An 18,809-nucleotide genomic window follows, 5' to 3' on the forward strand; every position below is an offset into this window, starting at 1 on the left:
TAAGAATGCGGATGCTGGACACGAAACACAATTGTGCTGATGACCTGATTTCGACGGGGATTTCCCAAAAACTTCCGGACGGAAAGTTTTGCCTTTAGGACCGTCCGTACATAAAAAAGACATGCAGAAAATTTCTGCATGTCTTTTTCTTTCTTTTACGCTGCTGCCCTGCATGCTTCCGCACATTCAAAGCAGGCTTTGGCGCATTCCTGACAGTGATCGTGGTCATGCTTTTGGCATTCCTTGCCGCACGCTTCGCAAATCGTGGCACAAACGCCAGCAAGTTCTTTAACGAAAGGAGAATTTCTTGTGACGGCCTGTTCTAAAAATGCGCACATATCCGCACATTCACGGTCTGTTCTGATACAGTCCGCCATCATTTTTACATCATCTTCTTTTAAGCAAGCGTCGAAACAGTGATTGCACGCTTCCATACATTCGTGCAGAGTTTTAAGCAGCTGCTGATTCTGTTCGTGAGCCATATATAATTCCTCCTTAAAAGATTCATACAATTTATTAATTCCCGGAGCAATATTTTTTAAACTGTAGTACAGTGGAATTGTAAAGCAAATATAAACGGCTGGGGGCGCACTGATGTGCTGAGAGATAATATCGACCCTTTGAACCTGTAGGTTAGGACCTGCGCAGGGAAGTCTGTGTCGATATATACGCGGAAGTTTGTATATTTTTTGACCCGGGCCTCTCATAAGGTTCGAGTTTTTATCGTCTTTGGCCGAAATACAAAGGAGATAAGGCAATGAAGTTTACAGACAGATTATGGGACAGCGTGGAAAGTATTTGGAACGGGTATCTTGAACATCCGTTTGTGACCGGTTTAGGGGACGGAACACTCGAGCAGGAGAAGTTTCAGCACTGGCTGAAGCAGGACTATGTATATCTTGTTGAGTATTCCCGGCTGATGGCGATTGGGGCGGAGAAGTCGCCGGACCTAGAAACGATGAATATGTTTTCTGAAATGCTGCACGGCACGCTCTTCGGAGAAATGGAGCTGCACAGAGGTTACGCTGCGGAGTTTGGTATTTCAGAAGAGGAACTTCTTCTGACCGAAGCATCCGCAGTGAACACTGCTTACACGAGCTATATGCTGAACCACGCGCAGCGGGGAGATGCAGCGGCTGTTGCTGCATGTCTTCTCGCCTGCGCCTGGAGCTACAATTACATCGGCAGGTCTCTGTCGGATAAATATCCGGAGCAGGAAAATAATCCGTACAAGCAGTGGGTAGAAACATATTCCGGTGAAGATTTCACCAGTTTAAACGGGACGGCAATGACCCTCTTGAATAAGCTCGCTGAAGGAAAACCTGAACGTGAACTGGCTCTGCTTGAAGAGATTGTCGTGAAGACCAGTCTCTATGAATATATGTTTTGGGATATGTGTGAAAACCGGGAAGAATGGCCGATTAAAGTGAGTGTATAAACGGTTATAATTATTAATAAGTTTTCAAAATTGTTAAAGGTCGGTAAATAATGTATAAGTCAGTTTTTCTTTGAGGTATTGTAGATTTAACACCATGAATCAGTCTGAATACTATCTTACTTTTAAGGAGCTGGAAATCTATAATGAAGAAACTTTTAACAATCGGATCTTTAGTCGGAGTATTAGCATTAGCAGCGTGCGGCGGAGACACTGAAGAAGGAACAGAGACAGAAGAAACCGGCACTGAAGGAACAGAAACAGAAAGTACAGAGACTGAAACAGATACAGAAACAGAAGATACTGAATCAGAAGACGATGGAGCTTAAAAAATGCTTGAAATGCCGCCGGTTAAAGCCGGCGGCACTTTTTTATCGTGTACAGTGTTAAATTATCACATCGAGGGTATATAAGTATTAATCTGACTTAAGGAGAGTGACTGGTTACATGAAGAAATTGACAGTGGTGACAACGCTGATTGGTGTGCTTGCACTCGCGGCATGCAGCGACACGGGTGTCGATGAAACGGAAGTAGATGAGAACGAAGTCGAAGAAGATGCACTTGATGATTCGGATGATGACGAAGAAGAAAATGAAGTTGAAGACGCTGGAACTGAAGAAGATCAGTAAAAATTATGAAGTGCTGCCGTTTCAGGCGGCACTATTTTTATGATTTAGCGTATTTTATCGAAAAATTATAAATTCTGTTTTTATAGAGAAGCGGCAGGTGGAATTTTTTATACAGGATAAAAGTTGTGGTAGCATTGAATCAATAAACTGATGCGGGAGCGAAAAAGTAATGAAAATTGGTGTTATTTCAGATTTGCACATTGACCGTTATAATAGTGAAACGCTGAAACAGAAGGATTTTTCTCTTACGCTTGCCAACGAAGTGTCGAGAGAGGCGCTCGATATTCTGCTGATTGCCGGCGATATTTCAAACGATCATGTCCGCTCTTACCGCTTTATGCAGGAGCTCGAACAGATGACCGGTGTGACGATTTACTTCGTGCCGGGTAATCACGATTTCTGGAACTTCAGCGGGGATGCGAAAAGCACCCGGGAAATATATGAATTTTTTAAAGAGACGAAATACTTTAAAGAAGGTTCGCCGATTGATCTTGGCAACGGCTGGGCACTCGTGATGAACCCGGCCTGGTATGATTATACGTATGCAAGCGACCGGTTTTCCCTGGAACGGTTAAGCGAGCGGGAATACTACGGTGGCACGTGGCAGGATAAAGTGAAAATTAACTGGGGAATGACTGATCCGGAAGTGTCCAGAGAGATGGCGGAGCGCGCCGAAGCTGACCTTGAAGCGGTCCGTGATAAAAAAATTATCCTGATGACGCATGTCGCGACTCACAAAGCATTCAGGGTGCCGATGCCGAATCGCCTGTTCGATTATTATAACGCCTTCATCGGCACATCGGACTTTGACCGCTTTTATGAAGAATATGATATCCGCTACAGTATTATGGGGCATATTCATTTTAGGCATCAGGTTGAAGAAAATGGTACGGATTACATCTGTGCCTGTCTCGGTTATAAACGTGAATGGCGGACAAAAGATATTGTGCACGAGATGCGGGACGCTTTGCAGGTTATAGAAATTTGATAAGAGAACCATCAACCACCTTTTCCGGTGGTTTTTGTATTTTTCTGGGAATTCTTTGTATCTATCCAGGAAATTAAAATAACTTGTACGAAATAAAAATAAATCGCTGATTTTCCCTATATATAGTATGAGAGGACTTTTAAGGAGGAAATCAATGATTATATCAGAACGGAAAATCAGTAAAGAACTGGCATTTTACAGAGCACTCAGTTCCCGCTTTTGTCTGGAAGAAAAAGATGCGAAAAAATTGTCGGTGCTGGAGCGCGGTTATAAGGGAGAACGTATTTATGACGAAGTGTTTGATGAAGAGGGCCACAGTTCGGTATTTGTCTTCCGGGATATTTATTTGAGAATCGAGGACAGTACAGCGCAGTACGACGCTCTGATTGTGAGCGATGCGGGAATAACAGTGAATGAGATAAAAAACTACTCGGGTTTTTATCGTGTGGAGAGAGGAAAATGGTATGCCGGAAACTTTGAGGTGCCGGATGATCCCCCGGCGCAGCTGAAACGCGCTATGAATAAGCTGCTCAAACTGCAGTATATTCACCGGTTGAATTTTGATATAGAGGGGAAGGTTGTTTTTCCGCATATAGATTTCCGGCTGAATTTTGATAATCAGGATGTGCGTGAGAGATTGGTGATGAGATCCGAGCTGCGTGATTATTTAAAGAGATTTTCGAACGAGTATGCCGGCCGGTACGCGGAACGAATTGCGGAAGCGGTGTCTTCACACATTATTGATAATCCATTTTTTGATAAGAGCGCGAATTTTGATTCAGTGCGTAAAGGATTGTACTGCGGGAATTGCGGGGGTTTTGAGGTTGAAACATGGGCATATCATTTCTTCTGTACTGCATGCAAATCCAGAGAAACGAAAGAATCTCATGTTATTCGCGCGCTAAGTGATTATACTGCATTATTTACGAACGAAAAATTGACGAGAAAACGCTTATTGGAATTTATCGATTACAAAGTCAGTCCGCGTACGATTGTAAGAATGCTGAGTAAATATTGTACTCGATTTGGCGCGGGGAATGCGACTTATTATGAGTTTAATTATGAAAATTACGAAGATGTGGTAGAAAATCATGAATATATTAGAAGGTATAAGAATCATATGATTAAAATCTAGGATTACCTACTTGTGCGCGCCACCGAAAAACGACGGCGGCACAAGAAGAGGAACTGCGCGCCACCGAGAAACGACGGTGGCACAAGAAGAGGAACTGCGCGCCACCGAAAAACGACGGTGGCACAAGAAGAGGAACTGCGCGCCACCGAAAAACGACGGAGGCACAAGAAGAGGGACTGCGCGCCACCAAGCTCGCACCCCACCCAATCATTAGCAAAAAAACGCGCCGGACCGGCGCGTTCCACAAAAAATATTATTTTTTCACTTTGATTTCTTCGTATTTCGCGTGCCATTCGGGGAAAACGCGTTTAAACATAACAGGACGGAATTCGCCGTCGACTTTTTTAACGACAATCAGGGTGGTCGTGCCGTGCGTGCAGACTTCACCGTCACCGTTAACGATTTCGAACCCGTAAATTGTACGGACACCGGTGTTTTCTTCGACCCAGGTGCGGACGAAGGCGCGGTCACCGTATTTTAATGATTTCGCATAAGTGATGTTGACGTTATGAACGGGGGCGAGGTATCCTTCCCGTTCCATTTTTAAATAATCATAGCCGATATCTTCAATCAGCTGCATGCGTCCGAGTTCCAGCCATTTAATATAGCTGCCGTGATAAATAACGCCCATCATGTCGGTATCTGCATATAATATCTGGATTTCTTTTTCTGCTACATAAACGCTCATGAAATTTCCTCCTAAAAATAACTTAAAGATATTATATCATTCTCTATCTGCAATTTTTCAAAGGAGTTTATCGTTTTTGGTTAAAAGGGTATGATAGAGAAAGAAGGCAATTAGAAATGGGGCAAAATGAACATGAAATTACTGACTTTTGTAGATGAAACAACCGGGAAATATAAGCTTGGTGTACTGACTGAGAAAGGTGTGCTGGATATTTCTGGGGATTTTGAAACGCTGCAGGAGGTCATGGCGAACAAAGACAAGGCAGAGGCGCTAATTGAATTCTATCTGGAAGCGGATTATATTGAACTGAAGAGTGTCGATGAACTGGTACTCGGTCCGGTTGTGCCAAATCCTGAGAAAATTATTTGTGTCGGTGTAAACTATAAAAGGCACGCCGAAGAAATGAAAATAGATATACCGGAGATGCCGGTGATTTTTTCGAAGTTTAATAACACACTGACCGCCCACAACAGTACGATTACAATACCGAAAGACACATATATGATTGACTACGAAGGAGAGCTTGCGATTATTATCGGCAGAGAGGGCCGCAATATTCCGCGTGAAGACGCGATGGATTATGTGTTCGGCTATGCTAATGCGAATGATGTTTCGGAAAGAAGCTCGCAGTTTGCGACGAGTCAATGGCTGGCGGGAAAAACTTATGACGGTTTCTGCCCGGTAGGCCCTTATATTGCAACGCTTGGTGAAATCGGTGAACCGCATAAGCTGCGTATAAAGACATATATCAACGGCGAGCTGCGCCAGGATTCAAACACGAATGATATGGTATTTAAGAGCAGAGGACTCGTCAGTCACATTTCAAAATATATGACGCTGAAACCGGGAGATATTATTCTGACGGGTACACCGGAAGGTGTCGCTTCAGGTTATAAAACAGCGGATAAACCGTGGATTAAAGACGGTGATACAGTGACGGTGGAAATAGAAACGCTCGGTCGTCTGACAAATCATTTTAAAAAGGAATGATGTTTAATGTCGATATATGGAAAAGTTCATACTCTTTATACTGGAGGAATAAAAACTGTTGGAAATCCTGATGCAGACAATAAGATGAATCAGCAGTGGAAAACAGGCGCGTTTAAAGAAAAAACGGACAAGCCGGTCTTTTTATCTAAAGAAGGTCTCGCCGGCGATGAATGTGCGGATAAGAAAAATCACGGAGGGCCGGAAAAAGCGCTGTTTGCTTACAGTCTCGCACATTACGATAAATGGCAGCGTGAACTCGGAAATTCCGACATTACGGCTGGCGGCAACGGAGAGAATATTTCTGTAATGCATATGGATGAAACAACCGTACATATCGCGGATATATATGAACTTGGCGGCGCGATGATTCAGGTGTCTCAGCCGCGGCGCCCGTGCTGGAAACCGGCGCGGCGTCACGGCGATATTGATCTCGCGAAAAAAATTGAGGATACGGGGCGCACCGGCTGGTATTTCCGTGTGCTTAAAGAGGGGAATATCCAGGCGGGAGATACATTTAAACTGCTTGAACGTCCGTGCCCGGAGTGGACGATTGACCGGATGAATGAAGTGCTGTACCACAACCGTGACAATATCGGCCTGCTTGAGAATCTCAGGGATTGTGAATACACACCGCCGAGCTGGAAAGCCACACTCGATAAACTGCTCTCCGGCGAAACAGTCGACGATTCGAAACGGCTGTACGGTCCGAATATATAAGAGGAAAATATAACTCAGTGTGAATTTTGATTTTATTTTGCACTAATAAATATAAAAAAGTCCCGCCAAAATGGCAGGACTGCATAAATTTAATCGTTAACTGTTTGAGCTTTCGGTGTTTTATCGTCTGGATTATATGTCGGATCGAGCTTCCGTTCAAGGAAACGAAGCGCGAAGTCGATAATAATCGCAATCAGGGCAATAGGAATTGCACCGGCTAAAATATACACCGTGCCGTCTGTAGCGTTCGTCCCGCGGATAATTAAATCCGACAAGGTCGGCGCGCCGATGAACGACCCGATTGCAACGATACCAATCGCGACAACGAGTGCAATGCGGAGTCCGCCGATAATAACCGACAGGGCAAGCGGCAGTTCAATCATGCGCAATACCTGATTGCGTGTCATGCCCATACTTTTCCCGGCATCGGTAATATTTTTATCGACACCTGTAATACCTGCGTACGTATTTTTAATAATCGGCAGAAGCGCGTACAGGAAAACCGTCAGAATAACAGTATTTGTACCAAGCCCCATAACGAGCATTAAAATCGACAGCATGGCAAGGGCCGGAATGGTCTGGATAATATTCGCGATGGTAATAATTACACCTGACAGCTTCGCATAGCGCGCGATAAAAATCCCGAGCGGTATGCCGATAATTGCAGCAAAGAGTACACCGTAAACACTCATCAGCAGGTGGTCTGTAAAGAGACTCAGCAGATAGGCGAAGTTGTTGACGAAATAATTATATAAATCCGTTAATAAATTACCTGTCATCTTATTCACCTTCCTCTTCAAAGTAGTTATGTTCTTCTAAAAACTCTTCCGCAACGAGTGCCGGCTCAATACCTTCTTCATCCGCCCGGTAGTTTAAGTTCTGCATTGTTTCGGTTGAGATTGTATCTGTCAGACGGGACAGCGCCTCGTCAATTACCGGATATTCTTCAATAACTGCATGGGTCGCGAACGGTGATGCATCATACGGCGGGAAGAACTGAAGGTCGTCTTCCAGCACGACTAAATCATAAGCCGGAATGCGGCCGTCCGTCGTATAGCCGAGCGCGAGGTCCAGACTGCCTGTGCTGAGAGCTTCATAGACCAGGCTGATCTGCATAGCGCGGATGTTGCCGAAAGAGAAACCGTAAGCTTCCTGGAAGGCAGGATAGCCGTCTCCGGGACGGTTGAACCAGGAAGTATCAACGCCTACTGCGAATTCATCTGTATATTCCGCGAGATCCGATGTTGTTTCGAGGTTATATTCTTCTGCCGTTTCACGGGTTACCATAAAAGCATAGGTGTTATCGAAACCGTAAGAATCGTAAAATTTCATATCGAATTCCTGATCAAATATTTCCTGTGTCTGCTCCATAGCAGTAACCGGATCGCTCTCCGGTTCTTGATTTAATACACCTGTCAAGTCAGTGCCGGTATAGCGGACACCGGATATCTGAGCATCTCCCGAGAGCAGGGCGTTGTGCTGAATTGTCGATGAACCGAGATTATTAATCATTACCGGCTCAATTTCTCCTTCGCTGTAATGTTCAATCATTAAGCGTGACATATGGGAAGCAATCTGTGATTCTGTCGTCGTCATTGATGTGATTGCGATACCGTCGCCGGAACTGCTGCTGAGACCGGGCAGGCTGCACCCGGCTAAGACAGTCAGAGATACCAGTGTGACGGCTAATAATTTTTTTATTTGTCTCATGATACTCCTCCTATCTCGATACTTTTAAGCCTTTAGGCGTTGCCCATTTTTCAGTCAGCGATAAAATATAATCCGCAATCAGCGCAAGCAGGGTTACCATAATTGCCGCACTGATAATCAGTTCGGGCTGGTACGAGTTCAATCCGTTAAAGACGAAGTCTCCGAGACCGCCGGCACCGATGTAGCTCGCAAGTGTTGCCCACGAAATGACATAGACCGACGATAATCTGATACCGCTTAAAATCAGCGGTACCGCGATAGGCAGTTCAACATGCCAGATCAGCTGCATGCGGGTCATGCCCATACTTTTTGCTGCTTCTTTTACGTCGGGATCAATATTTTTAACGCCGATAATAGTATTGTTTAAAATCGGCAGCAGAATGTACGCGCTGAGTGCAATAATTGCCGGTATGCGTCCGACGCCGAACAGCGGAATCATCAGTGCAAGCACCGCAAGTGTCGGCACTGTCTGCAGCACACCGGCGGTTGTCAGGACATAGCCGCTGAGCTTTTTTGTGTTGGCGATAGCCATACCGAGCGGCACGGCAATCAGAATACCGATAAATAATGAAATTATAGACAGGTAAAAGTGTTCCCACGTTTTAATGAAAAGTTCCGTGCCATTCGCATTTAAAAATTCCATCATGCTTCATCAGCTCCTGACGCAAGCTCCCGGGAAGGCTCCTCGCCCCAGATTGTATCGTACACGATATCCACCAGATTCGAGCGTGTAATTAATCCGATTAATGTATTATTGTCATCGACTACAGGAATGTTTCTGACATTCCGTTTTAAGATGGTTCTGACTGAATCCTGAAGTTTTGAATCGATGCCGATTTTGTATATATCCCGGCCCATTAAATCAACAATATCCATGCCTTTGCGGTAGCCTTCATTAATATCTTCGATATCTATAAAACCGAGCAGCTTCTTATGGCTGTCGGTAACGAGAATTGTATCAATACGTTTTTCGCGCATTAAAGCGATGCATTCGTTAATCGATTTGTCGACCGTAATGCTGACCGGAGTAATCATTGCATCAGCAACGGTGCGCATATTCGGCCTGTCCTGAATCAGGCGTCCTTCACCGATAAAGTCGCGGACGAAGTCGTTTGCCGGATTGCGGAGAATTTCATCGGGCGAATCGAACTGGACGATTTCTCCGTGGCTCATAATACAAATTCTGTCCGCGAGTTTTATCGCTTCATCCATATCGTGGGTAACGAAAATAAAAGTCTTGCCGAGTTTCTGCTGGAGTTCTTTGACCAGGTCCTGTAATGTATCGCGCGTAATTGGGTCGAGCGCTCCGAAAGGCTCGTCCATAAGTATAATATCCTGTTCAGCTGCGAGTGCTCTGACAACACCGATACGCTGCTGCTGTCCACCTGAAAGCTCGGATGGATAGCGGTCTAAAAACTCTTCCGGCAGGTCGACGAGCTTAATTAGTTCCCGCGCCTTCTTATCTTTGTCTTCTTCAGACCATTTTAAAAGTTTTGGAACCAGAGTAATATTTTCTTTAATCGTCATGTGAGGAAGCAGGCCAATCTGCTGGATTACATAACCGATACTGCGGCGGAGTTCCACCGGATTTTTCTTTGTGATATCTTCACCGTTTATCGTAATCGTGCCGGAAGTCGGTTCGATCATCCGGTTAATCATCCGGAGTGCAGTCGTTTTTCCGCTGCCGCTCGTACCGATAAATGCGATAAATTCACCTTCCTGAATATCGAGGGAAATGTCGTTGACAGCTTTTTTACTGCCGCCGTAAATCTTAGTTAGGTTTTTAATACTTAGCATAGTTGTCTCCTTTACTTTATAAAGTTGAGCAAATTTATACTATATAACTATATCATAGTAGGAGGAGTATTTCAGGTGGCTATATTTTTTCACATATAGGAAATGTTCATATGTGCGTATTCTGTAAATCATTGTGAAATAATTAACTGAAATTTAATTATAAAAATTAAATACAAATATGAAATTTAAGGAATTTTAATTTCATTACGTTTTGACAAGGATGTTAGAATAAAATAATCATATTATATAGAAGGGGAATGCCAATGCTGTCATTATTAATGATTGTAGTGCCTGTATTCCTGGTTTTTGTAGTCGGATTTACCGCGCAGAAACTTTTGAAAATGGACATTAAATCAGTTTCGTCTGTCTCGCTTTACATATTGTTTCCCTGTTTGGCTTTTACGACCTTTTACACCAGTCCGCTGGACGGAGAATTTTTATATGCCTTATTTTATTCACTGTTATTAATGCTGGTTTTAACAGTAATCACTATTATAATCGCTCGTATATTGAAGTACGGCAGAGCGGAAATCGGCGCCATGCTGCTCGGCGTGCTTTTCCCAAACAGCGGCAACTACGGAGCACCGGTGGTACTGTTTGCGATTAATGCCGCGGCTTTTGACTATGCCATTATGCTTACCGTCATTCACACATTCATTATCAGCACCGTTGGAATTTTTATTGCGTCTTACGGCAGCGGCGCGGCGATTACCGTGCGGGAAGCTGTCCAGAGCGTCATGCGCGTGCCGGTGATATATGCGGTCTTAACAGCAATTATCTTTCAGCTGATAAACTTTGAAATTCCGGCAGCTTTTATGGAAATTATAGAAATGATCGGTGCGGCATCCATTCCAATCGTTATGCTGATTTTAGGTATGCAGCTTGCCGAAATGAAACTCGGCCACAGCGGAATGACAGAAGTTACGGGTCTGGTTGTTATGCGTATGGCAATATCACCTTTAATTGCGATGGGACTGACGCTTTTCATGCCGGTTGATGATACGTTTAAACTTGTATTTATTATCCTGAATGCGATGCCGGTCGCTGCGAATGCTACGATGATTGCTGCGGCATACAATACGAAGCCTGACACCGTCTCCCTCGGGGCTTTTATCACCACGCTGTTAAGCCTGATAGCTCTGCCGGTCTGGCTCTTCGTTCTCGGAATTGGAATGCAGCCGTAAAATCTCACTCTTCTTTTTGATGGATTATTCAGACTATTGTTTGACATGATTATTCGCCTAAGGTAGGTTTAAGTCAAATTAATATTAAAGGGGATGCAGTATTTGAGTAATCACACTAGTTTATCTCAGGCAGAAGAGTTAAAAGATAAAATCATAGAATGGCGCAGACATTTGCATAAGCACCCGGAACTATCATTTGAAGAATACAAAACAGCGGAATTTGTAAAAGAAAAACTGGAGAAGCTCAATTTTGAAATTGAGTACCCGGTAGCGAAAACAGGACTGGTTGCGACGTTAAAAGGGAAAATTGAAGGGCCGACGGTCGCGCTGCGTGCGGATATGGATGCTCTGCCGATTCAGGAAGAAGGCGAAACGGAATATAAATCAACCGTGGACGGTGTCGGTCATCTCTGCGGTCATGATGCTCACACAGCGATACTGCTCGGAGCTGCTCATATCATCAGTGAAAATCCGCCGGAACGGGGCAACATCAAGCTCTTGTTTCAGCCGGCGGAAGAAGGATACGGCGGAGCTGATGTGATGGTGCAGGAAGGCGCCTTGAAAAATCCCGATGTGGATGCTGTAGCGGGACTGCATGTCCATCCGACGATTAAAACCGGTGAAACTTCAATCACAGAAGGGTTTGCGACAGCATGTACAGATTCTTTCGACATTAAAATCATCGGCAAAGGCGGTCATGCGGCACACCCTCATTTATCGATTGATCCGATAGCAATATCTTCAACGGTCATTGCGTCTCTGCAGCAGATTGTCAGCAGAAATATCGATCCGCTTGAAAATATTGTGCTCACGATAGGAAGAATTGAAGGCGGCTTTGCAAGAAACGTCATTGCGCCTGAAGTTACACTGGAAGGCACAGTACGCTTGTTAAACCCTGAACTCCGTCCGAAAGTAAAAGAAACAATGCATGAATACTTAAATGGTATCACGAGCGGGATGGGAGCGTCATATGAGCTGGAATACACATACGGTTATCCGTCAGTATTTAATGATCCGGCCTTAATTCCGACACTCAGAACAACAGTCGATAAAATACTAGGAGAAGGACAGCTGCTCGATGTTAATCCGAGCATGGGCGGCGAAGATTTCTCTTACTTTGCACGTGAAGTCCCCGGTATATTCTTCAGACTGGGAACAAATGGCGGTGAAGATACCGCGTATCCGAACCACCACCCGAAATTCAACGTAGATGAAGATGCGCTGCATTACGGAGCGGCGATACTCAGCCAGTTTGCTTATGATTATTTAGATGTAAATTAAAGGGACTGAATTTTCAGAAAAAGTATTGACGTTAATAAAGAATGAATGATATTTTAGAAGATAATTAAATTTGCTTAGCTGTTTTAAAATATATAACCCCTTAACAGGCACTTTCCACCCGGGAAGGTGCCTGTTTTCTTTTTATTAATGAGATTGCGCACTAGGAAATTTGGGTATGTTTAGTACTAAGCGAAATAAAAATTGGGGGAGTTTTTGTGAAAAACAGATACAGTGCGGATATTGAATACTTAACAGTCGGACTTGAGCATGCATCAATTGAAGTGGAAGCTTTTGTGAACCTCGGCTGTCCATACAGTGCCAAGTTTTTTGAAATTGCCTCTGAAGTGATTAAACCTTATACAGACAGCGGACATGTAAAGTTTGTTATTAAGCATGTTGACCGGACTAAAGACCGGCTGCTCCGCGGAACAGTTGCTAATAACTACGTCGATCACGATGATCCGATAGAAGGATTTGAGGCGCTGAAAAAGTTATTTCAGACACAGGAATCCTGGGTGAAGAGCTTCAGGAAAACACTTGAAATGTGTGAAGATACACTCGGACTGCCTGAAAAAATGGCAGCCTATGAACGCGGTGAAGCAGTGCTTGAAGATTTTAATGAACGCGGGCTGAAAATCGTTCCGACAGTATTTATTAATGGGGAACACCTCACGGAATATAAGCCGGCAGACCAGAGCAAAGAAGAAATCAGCAGAATATTAACTGAAAGAATAGAGTCATTGAAATAGGCTGGAGTTTCCAGTCTGTTTTCATTTAGTGTATATTACTGTTAAGGAGATGAAGCAATGAAGTATTTCGCAGTGTTTTTATCGATGAAAGATGAAGAATTATCGCGTGTACATAGACCGGAGCATCTGGAATTCCTAGCGCGTCAGAGAGAAGCGGGCAGCGTACTGATGAACGGGCGGTTCACCGACGGTGCCGGCGGTCTTATAATTTATCGTGCAGAAGACACGGAGTCAGCGGTCGCACTCGTAAAGCAGGATCCCTACATTTCGCTTGGGGCGAGAGATTATGAAATTTATGAATGGGATATGGAAACAAATTACGAGTTTTAAAAGTTCGGAGTGATAAGGATGAATGCAGCAAAGAGAATTACATTATTAATAGCGGGAATATTATTGTTATGGGCGCCGGGGATTCACGCCGAAGAGGCAATCAATCCGTATTTGCAGAATATGGTCGATGTACGGGCATCATCTGATGAAAGCTGGCAGGAAGCACAGAGAATGATCAGCCGTATGAATCACGTTGAAAACAGTATCTTATATCAGACGAGCAATAATGGTGCAGTATTTATTTTAGCGGATACACCGATTACAGATCAGCCCGAATTCGCCCACTTAAAAGGCGTGGTGCCGAGAGGACATACAAGTTCCTGGGATGAGATTCCGGGAGCCGGCGGCCACGTTTCGATGGCGCGTATCGGCTACAGTGAATACGGCAAAGGACATTCGACAATTAACTTGGAACTCCATGAATACGGCCATGTTGTCGATTCATTTACAGTGGGAGTCCAGGTCAGCGAGACTGAAGAATTCAGAGCCATACATGCAGAAGAGGTGGACCAGCTGTTCGGCGGCAGTTCGCAGCGTGAATATTACAATATGGCCGAAGAGTATTTCGGGGAAGCATTTGCGATGTATTATTATACTGATGACTCACGTTCTGAATTAGCCGGGAAAGCACCGAAAACCTATGCTTTCTTCGAAGATTTTGACCACCGGATTTTATCGACAGGAGAAGTCACAGGCAATACCGCAACGATGTACTGGGATGCTCATGAAGATGCGGCTGAGTATGAAATGTTCCGAAATGGAGAATCCGTTGGAACGACGACAAGCAGCAGCTTCAGAATTGAAGGTTTAAATACAGACACTACTTATGACTTTCATGTTGTCGCCAAAGATGGAAATGGTCAGGAACTGTATACTTCATACACGCGCTCGGCGCTGACAGGCAGTGTTGCGGATGCGGATACGTCAGAACTGGAAGCGACGATTTCGGAAGTTGAAGAAGCGTATCAGAATCGTGATATGGGTGAATCACTGACCCGGGCCCTGGCTAATTCGAAAAGTTATATTTCTGATGTTTACAATTTGAAACAGGATGAAGTCGATAATTTAAACAGCAATCTGGAAGAAGCATGGGAAGCTGATGAAACAGCGCAGCGCGAAGCGGAAGAACAGCGGGAACGAGAAGAACAGGAAGCCCGTGAAGAAGCAGAGCGTAAAGCCGAAGAAGAAAGACTGGAAAGAGAGAAACAGGAGCAGCTTGAAGCGGAAGAACGTGAAAAAGCCGCTGAAGAAGCGAGAAAACAGGAACTGCAGAGTACGATTATAAAAATAGTTGCAGGACTTGCGGTAATAGCGGCAGTGATTACCGGTATTATTGTTTATAGGAAGAGGAAATAATGAAAAAAGATAAACTCTTGGGTAAATTCCCAAGAGTTTTTTTGTGAAATAAATAATTAAAAGAATTGTCAGAAAACAGGTTGAGTTTTTTGAAAGCTTATTGTAAGATTGTCATATTGTATTACAAGTGTAAGCGCATACAAAAAAGGGGGGATAAATCTTATGAAAAAAGGTTTATCAATAATTACGATTCTGTTTCTAACATTAAGTGTTCTGACAGGTTGTAATTTTGAGAAGAAAGAAATTTATAATATTGCCACAGCATCAACAGGAGGAACTTATTATCCAATAGGAGTTGGCATGGGACAGCTCTGGACAGAACATTATCGCGATCAGAACATTAAATTTAATGGACAATCATCAGCGGGATCGGTTGAAAATATTGATTTAATGAAAAATGGAGAAGCTGATATGTCCATTTTGCAGAATCTTATCTCGACACAAGCTTATGAAGGCAGCGGTGTTTTTGAAGGAAACGAATATAAAGACTTAAGGGCAATTGGAATGATTTGGCCGAATGTTGAACACTTTGTCATTATGAACAATAAAATCGATTCCGGAAACATTTCTGATATTGAAGGCAATTCTTTTTCTGTTGGTCCGCAAGCAAGCGGTACTGAACAATCCACCTTGACCATGATGGAAGGTATCGAACTAGATAAGAGCAATATAAGGCCGGAGTATCTCGGGTATGATGATACTATTTCTTCTATGCGTGACGGACGCTTAGACGGCGGCTCGTTACCGGCAGGAACTCCGGTTTCCGCAATTACAGACATGTTTGCGAGTAATTTACAGGCAAGTATTTTAGAAGTAACTGACGAACAGCTTGAACAGATAAACTCTGTGGCTAACGCCTGGTATCCATATACGATTGAAGCAGGTACTTATCCAAGGCAGGAAGAAGATATTCAGACTATTGCCCAGCCAAACGTACTTGTTGCAACACCTGAGATGGAAACAGATTTTGTTTATGACTTAACGAAACTTCTTTATGAGAATCAGGAGTTTATGATTGGCGTTCATAACTCAGCGAGAGAAATGAAAGTTGAAACAGCACTTGAAGGATTAAATACTCCACTTCATGCAGGTGCTTACAAGTACTTTGAAGAGCAGGGTCTGGACATTCCGGAAAACCTAAAACCTGCTGAACTAGAAGAGGAGGCTGAGAAAGATGAGTAAAATTCAAGAAGCTGTAACGGAAGAAATATCACCTGAAGAATACAGAGAAAGACGTTTACAAGGATGGCCAGCTAAAGCAGCAGCAATTATCGGAATCATACTTGCGCTATTTGTATTAATAACATCGAGTTATTTAAATATACAAGAGTTTTACAGAAATACAATTTTTCTTATTCTCATCGTCGTTCTCGGTTTCTTCATTTATCCTATGAACAAGAAAAAACCGGGACAAAAATTTTCATATTTAGATTTAGGATTAGCTGTACTTGGTATTATATCGATTGGATATATTACGTTAAACTATACAAATTTGCATGTGGAAAGAATGTCGCAAGCAAGCACTTTAGACTACATTTTTGCCGTAGTATGTATTGCAGTACTATTTGAAATCACACGTCGTTCAATCGGATGGTTTATACCAATCCTAAGTGTACTTGCAATGATATACGCAGTTTACGGGGCTTACTTCCCAATAGATTTTGCACATTCCGGTTTCAGTCTGGAACGACTGTTATATAGAATTTACATGACATCAAACGGTATCTTCGGGAGTACTTTATCTATTGCTTCCACTTATATTGTACTCTTTATATTATTTGGAGCGTTCTTAAGCGCCAGTGGAGCAAGTAAATTGTTTAATGACTTAGCACTTGCAATTGCAGGACAGCGACGTGGCGGGCCGGCACAAGTTGCAGTTATCACGAGCGCATTAACAGGAACATTGAACGGAAGTGCTGTTGCTAACGTTGCGACAACAGGAGCATTCACGATCCCTTTAATGAAAAGCATTGGGTTAAAACCTCGTTTTGCCGCAGGTGTTGAAGCAGCAGCTTCAACAGGTGGTATGATTATGCCTCCTATTATGGGAGCAGCTGCTTTCATTATGGCAGGATTTTTAGGTGTGCCTTACACAGTAATAGTAGTGGCAGGTATTATTCCTGCATTGCTGTATTATATTGCACTAATCTTTGCTGTGGATACTGAAGCAAAGAAATTAGGTCTGAAAGGTTTAAGTAAAGATAATATTCCTGCTGTTAAAGCAGTACTGCTTGAGAGAGGAGCTCTGCTGATACCGATTTTAGTTGTATTTGCAGTGCTGCTTACAGGACGTACTGCAATAATGGCAGGATTTGCAGGTATAATTGCTGCAATAATTACTTCGTATTTAACGAGAGATAAATCGAACAGAATTACTATTACCAAGTTTTTTGCAGCACTTAATGATGGTGCGAGAGGATCAGTGCAGGTAGCAATTGCCTGTGCGTCTGTAGGAATCATTATTGCCGTAGTTTCAATGAGCGGTGTTGGTTCAATGCTGGCATATAACGTTATTGATATAGCTGGAGGGAATTTATTCCTTATTCTCCTGATGGTAATGGCAACGTGTATCGTACTTAGTTTTGGTTTGCCATCGACGGCTTTATATATCGTTGTAGCAGTAACAGCAGCACCGGCACTTGTTCAGGCAGGAATTACACCGCTTGCAGCACATTTCTTTGTCTTCTACTTCGGTGCAATGTCAAACGTAACTCCTCCAGTTGCATTAGCAGCATATACAGGGGCGGGTATAGCCAACTCTGATCCGATGAAGACATCGTGGACCGCACTCAGATTAGCTTTACCAGGGTTTATAATACCTTTTATTATTGCGTATGATCCTATTTTATTACTGGATACTACAGAAGGGCCTATTGATTATTTTAGACTGTTAATCGTTATTATTACAGCTCTAATTGGGGTTTATGCACTGGCAGTCGGTTTAGGCAAATTTGTTAAAACACGATTAAATATCGTTGAACAAATAGCAATGATAGCAGTAGCTTTCTTATTGATTACAACTGATACTATGATGGATGTAATAGGTATCATTTTATTCGTTGCAGTTATGATTATTCATTATGCAAGAAGCAGAAAAAAGGTGGAAACGAGCGATGGAGCCTATTAAAAAAGAGAAATTATCTGATTTGATATTCGGCAACCTTGTCGAACAAATAAAAAGGGGGGATTATAAGATTGGCGATAAGCTCCCTTCCGAAAATGAACTGGCTAATTTTTATAAGGTCAGCCGGGTACCAATCAGGGAAGCATTAAGTAAATTAATTTCCATTGGTTATGTAGAATCAAGCCAAGGTAAAGGAACGTATGTGAAAAATACATCTGTTACGGAACAGGTCAAAAAATTTACTTATGGAACTTTCAATAAAAAAGAGCTCTTTGATTTACTCGAAATGAGAACGGTAATAGAAGTCCGCTCAGCATATTTCGCAGCAGAACGCAGAACTGAAGATGATCTTTTAAAAATTGAAGAAGCCTTAAATCATTTTAGGAAAATCACTACTAATCAGCAGATTATAGGTATGGAAGCTGACTATGATTTTCATAAAGCTGTGGTTATTTCGACCCAGAATGATTACCTGATTCAGACATTTAAGAATCTGCAATCAGTACACCGTGATGCACTTGAGTTTTCTCTTAAATTAAATGTCGGAAAACCAAGAAAAAGAGAACAGGTTTATGATGAGCATGCAATTATTTATGATGCTATTAAAAAACAGAATCCGGAACTTTCAGCCAATTTAATGAAAGAACATTTATTTAATATGAGAAGAAAACTCGGTGACGATAGAATTTAGGTGG

21 protein-coding genes and 1 riboswitch are annotated in these 18,809 nt (G+C 43.0%); of the genes, 15 read left to right on the top strand and 6 right to left on the bottom strand.

What is annotated here, in order from left to right:
• Window positions 1-155: 155 nt before the first annotated feature.
• The gene (locus IR135_RS09340) at window positions 156-482 is read right to left on the bottom strand and encodes a four-helix bundle copper-binding protein (protein ID WP_135098857.1); all 327 of its coding nucleotides are present in this window, start codon (window positions 480-482) and stop codon (window positions 156-158) included.
• Window positions 483-572: 90 nt separating this feature from the next.
• Window positions 573-668, top strand: a riboswitch (TPP riboswitch).
• Between the two features lie 89 nt (window positions 669-757).
• Between IR135_RS09340 and tenA the strand changes: the two genes are divergently transcribed.
• From tenA to IR135_RS09365, 5 genes are all read left to right on the top strand, one after another.
• A complete protein-coding gene (tenA, locus tag IR135_RS09345; RefSeq protein WP_135098859.1) occupies window positions 758-1,438 on the top strand; it encodes a thiaminase II in 681 nt (226 codons plus the stop codon).
• 143 nt (window positions 1,439-1,581) lie between these two features.
• Window positions 1,582-1,764, top strand: a complete 183-nt coding sequence (locus IR135_RS09350; protein ID WP_135098862.1) for a hypothetical protein — start codon at window positions 1,582-1,584, stop codon at window positions 1,762-1,764.
• Window positions 1,765-1,882: 118 nt separating this feature from the next.
• A complete protein-coding gene (locus IR135_RS09355) occupies window positions 1,883-2,065 on the top strand; it encodes a hypothetical protein (RefSeq protein ID WP_135098864.1) in 183 nt (60 codons plus the stop codon).
• A 169-nt stretch (window positions 2,066-2,234) separates the two neighbouring features.
• The gene (locus tag IR135_RS09360) at window positions 2,235-3,053 is read left to right on the top strand and encodes a metallophosphoesterase (RefSeq protein ID WP_135098866.1); all 819 of its coding nucleotides are present in this window, start codon (window positions 2,235-2,237) and stop codon (window positions 3,051-3,053) included.
• A 154-nt stretch (window positions 3,054-3,207) separates the two neighbouring features.
• Window positions 3,208-4,188, top strand: coding sequence for a nuclease-related domain-containing protein (locus IR135_RS09365; protein WP_167753405.1), 981 nt, complete (start codon window positions 3,208-3,210; stop codon window positions 4,186-4,188).
• Between the two features lie 253 nt (window positions 4,189-4,441).
• On the opposite strand, the gene IR135_RS09370 is transcribed toward IR135_RS09365, so the two are convergent.
• The gene (locus IR135_RS09370) at window positions 4,442-4,876 is read right to left on the bottom strand and encodes an acyl-CoA thioesterase (protein ID WP_135098870.1); all 435 of its coding nucleotides are present in this window, start codon (window positions 4,874-4,876) and stop codon (window positions 4,442-4,444) included.
• Window positions 4,877-5,008: 132 nt separating this feature from the next.
• Between IR135_RS09370 and IR135_RS09375 the strand changes: the two genes are divergently transcribed.
• Together IR135_RS09375 and IR135_RS09380 are read left to right on the top strand one after the other, a co-directional pair.
• The gene (locus tag IR135_RS09375) at window positions 5,009-5,866 is read left to right on the top strand and encodes a fumarylacetoacetate hydrolase family protein (RefSeq protein ID WP_135098872.1); all 858 of its coding nucleotides are present in this window, start codon (window positions 5,009-5,011) and stop codon (window positions 5,864-5,866) included.
• 84 nt (window positions 5,867-5,950) lie between these two features.
• A complete protein-coding gene (locus IR135_RS09380; RefSeq protein ID WP_228063480.1) occupies window positions 5,951-6,583 on the top strand; it encodes an MOSC domain-containing protein in 633 nt (210 codons plus the stop codon).
• Window positions 6,584-6,672: 89 nt separating this feature from the next.
• Here the strand turns inward: IR135_RS09380 and IR135_RS09385 are convergent, their stop codons facing one another.
• From IR135_RS09385 to IR135_RS09400, 4 genes are read right to left on the bottom strand one after another with little or no spacing between them, the layout of a single operon-like run.
• Window positions 6,673-7,362: an ABC transporter permease gene (locus IR135_RS09385; protein WP_135098876.1), complete on the bottom strand. Its 690-nt coding sequence runs from the start codon at window positions 7,360-7,362 to the stop codon at window positions 6,673-6,675.
• Window position 7,363: 1 nt separating this feature from the next.
• Complete coding sequence (locus IR135_RS09390; RefSeq protein WP_135098878.1) at window positions 7,364-8,293, bottom strand: osmoprotectant ABC transporter substrate-binding protein; 930 nt, start codon at window positions 8,291-8,293, stop codon at window positions 7,364-7,366.
• 10 nt (window positions 8,294-8,303) lie between these two features.
• Window positions 8,304-8,939: an ABC transporter permease gene (locus IR135_RS09395; RefSeq protein ID WP_135098880.1), complete on the bottom strand. Its 636-nt coding sequence runs from the start codon at window positions 8,937-8,939 to the stop codon at window positions 8,304-8,306.
• A complete protein-coding gene (locus IR135_RS09400) occupies window positions 8,936-10,090 on the bottom strand; it encodes a betaine/proline/choline family ABC transporter ATP-binding protein (protein ID WP_135098882.1) in 1,155 nt (384 codons plus the stop codon). Before IR135_RS09400 ends, IR135_RS09395 begins: the two co-directional genes overlap by 4 nt.
• Window positions 10,091-10,353: 263 nt before the next feature.
• Here IR135_RS09400 and IR135_RS09405 point away from each other — a divergent pair, with 263 nt between their 5' ends.
• The 8 genes from IR135_RS09405 (at window position 10,354) to IR135_RS09440 (ending at window position 18,805) form a co-directional block, all read left to right on the top strand.
• The gene (locus IR135_RS09405; protein ID WP_228063481.1) at window positions 10,354-11,274 is read left to right on the top strand and encodes an AEC family transporter; all 921 of its coding nucleotides are present in this window, start codon (window positions 10,354-10,356) and stop codon (window positions 11,272-11,274) included.
• 102 nt (window positions 11,275-11,376) lie between these two features.
• On the top strand, window positions 11,377-12,555 hold the full coding sequence (locus IR135_RS09410; RefSeq protein WP_228063482.1) for a M20 metallopeptidase family protein: 1,179 nt from the start codon (window positions 11,377-11,379) through the stop codon (window positions 12,553-12,555).
• A gap of 215 nt (window positions 12,556-12,770) precedes the next feature.
• Window positions 12,771-13,304, top strand: coding sequence for a thioredoxin domain-containing protein (locus tag IR135_RS09415; protein ID WP_167753406.1), 534 nt, complete (start codon window positions 12,771-12,773; stop codon window positions 13,302-13,304).
• A gap of 57 nt (window positions 13,305-13,361) precedes the next feature.
• Window positions 13,362-13,634: a YciI family protein gene (locus tag IR135_RS09420; RefSeq protein WP_135098888.1), complete on the top strand. Its 273-nt coding sequence runs from the start codon at window positions 13,362-13,364 to the stop codon at window positions 13,632-13,634.
• A gap of 18 nt (window positions 13,635-13,652) precedes the next feature.
• Window positions 13,653-14,990 (top strand): anthrax toxin lethal factor-related metalloendopeptidase, encoded by a 1,338-nt coding sequence (locus IR135_RS09425; protein WP_135098890.1) that lies wholly within the window; start codon window positions 13,653-13,655, stop codon window positions 14,988-14,990.
• A gap of 162 nt (window positions 14,991-15,152) precedes the next feature.
• Window positions 15,153-16,172, top strand: coding sequence for a TAXI family TRAP transporter solute-binding subunit (locus IR135_RS09430; protein WP_135098892.1), 1,020 nt, complete (start codon window positions 15,153-15,155; stop codon window positions 16,170-16,172).
• Complete coding sequence (locus IR135_RS09435; RefSeq protein WP_135098894.1) at window positions 16,165-18,117, top strand: TRAP transporter permease; 1,953 nt, start codon at window positions 16,165-16,167, stop codon at window positions 18,115-18,117. Before IR135_RS09430 ends, IR135_RS09435 begins: the two co-directional genes overlap by 8 nt.
• Window positions 18,071-18,805: a FadR/GntR family transcriptional regulator gene (locus tag IR135_RS09440; RefSeq protein WP_135098896.1), complete on the top strand. Its 735-nt coding sequence runs from the start codon at window positions 18,071-18,073 to the stop codon at window positions 18,803-18,805. The genes IR135_RS09435 and IR135_RS09440 overlap by 47 nt, the downstream gene beginning before the upstream one ends.
• Window positions 18,806-18,809: the final 4 nt, after the last annotated feature.

It is taken from the genome of Jeotgalicoccus nanhaiensis, from assembly GCF_015235105.1.
In the GTDB taxonomy this organism is placed as follows: domain Bacteria; phylum Bacillota; class Bacilli; order Staphylococcales; family Salinicoccaceae; genus Jeotgalicoccus; species Jeotgalicoccus nanhaiensis.

Excerpts from the sequence above, each read along its gene's own strand:
- IR135_RS09340 (WP_135098857.1), bottom strand. The coding sequence starts at position 482 with ATGGCTCACGAACAGAATCAGCAGCTGCTTAAAACTCTGCACGAATGT.
- IR135_RS09405 (WP_228063481.1), top strand. The coding sequence starts at position 10,354 with ATGCTGTCATTATTAATGATTGTAGTGCCTGTATTCCTGGTTTTTGTA.
- IR135_RS09435 (WP_135098894.1), top strand. The coding sequence starts at position 16,165 with ATGAGTAAAATTCAAGAAGCTGTAACGGAAGAAATATCACCTGAAGAA.
- IR135_RS09440 (WP_135098896.1), top strand. The coding sequence starts at position 18,071 with ATGCAAGAAGCAGAAAAAAGGTGGAAACGAGCGATGGAGCCTATTAAA.
- IR135_RS09385 (WP_135098876.1), bottom strand. The coding sequence starts at position 7,362 with ATGACAGGTAATTTATTAACGGATTTATATAATTATTTCGTCAACAAC.
- IR135_RS09430 (WP_135098892.1), top strand. The coding sequence starts at position 15,153 with ATGAAAAAAGGTTTATCAATAATTACGATTCTGTTTCTAACATTAAGT.
- IR135_RS09395 (WP_135098880.1), bottom strand. The coding sequence starts at position 8,939 with ATGATGGAATTTTTAAATGCGAATGGCACGGAACTTTTCATTAAAACG.
- IR135_RS09380 (WP_228063480.1), top strand. The coding sequence starts at position 5,951 with ATGAATCAGCAGTGGAAAACAGGCGCGTTTAAAGAAAAAACGGACAAG.
- IR135_RS09390 (WP_135098878.1), bottom strand. The coding sequence starts at position 8,293 with ATGAGACAAATAAAAAAATTATTAGCCGTCACACTGGTATCTCTGACT.
- tenA (WP_135098859.1), top strand. The coding sequence starts at position 758 with ATGAAGTTTACAGACAGATTATGGGACAGCGTGGAAAGTATTTGGAAC.
- IR135_RS09375 (WP_135098872.1), top strand. The coding sequence starts at position 5,009 with ATGAAATTACTGACTTTTGTAGATGAAACAACCGGGAAATATAAGCTT.
- IR135_RS09365 (WP_167753405.1), top strand. The coding sequence starts at position 3,208 with ATGATTATATCAGAACGGAAAATCAGTAAAGAACTGGCATTTTACAGA.
- IR135_RS09355 (WP_135098864.1), top strand. The coding sequence starts at position 1,883 with ATGAAGAAATTGACAGTGGTGACAACGCTGATTGGTGTGCTTGCACTC.
- IR135_RS09425 (WP_135098890.1), top strand. The coding sequence starts at position 13,653 with ATGAATGCAGCAAAGAGAATTACATTATTAATAGCGGGAATATTATTG.
- IR135_RS09350 (WP_135098862.1), top strand. The coding sequence starts at position 1,582 with ATGAAGAAACTTTTAACAATCGGATCTTTAGTCGGAGTATTAGCATTA.
- IR135_RS09370 (WP_135098870.1), bottom strand. The coding sequence starts at position 4,876 with ATGAGCGTTTATGTAGCAGAAAAAGAAATCCAGATATTATATGCAGAT.
- IR135_RS09400 (WP_135098882.1), bottom strand. The coding sequence starts at position 10,090 with ATGCTAAGTATTAAAAACCTAACTAAGATTTACGGCGGCAGTAAAAAA.
- IR135_RS09420 (WP_135098888.1), top strand. The coding sequence starts at position 13,362 with ATGAAGTATTTCGCAGTGTTTTTATCGATGAAAGATGAAGAATTATCG.
- IR135_RS09360 (WP_135098866.1), top strand. The coding sequence starts at position 2,235 with ATGAAAATTGGTGTTATTTCAGATTTGCACATTGACCGTTATAATAGT.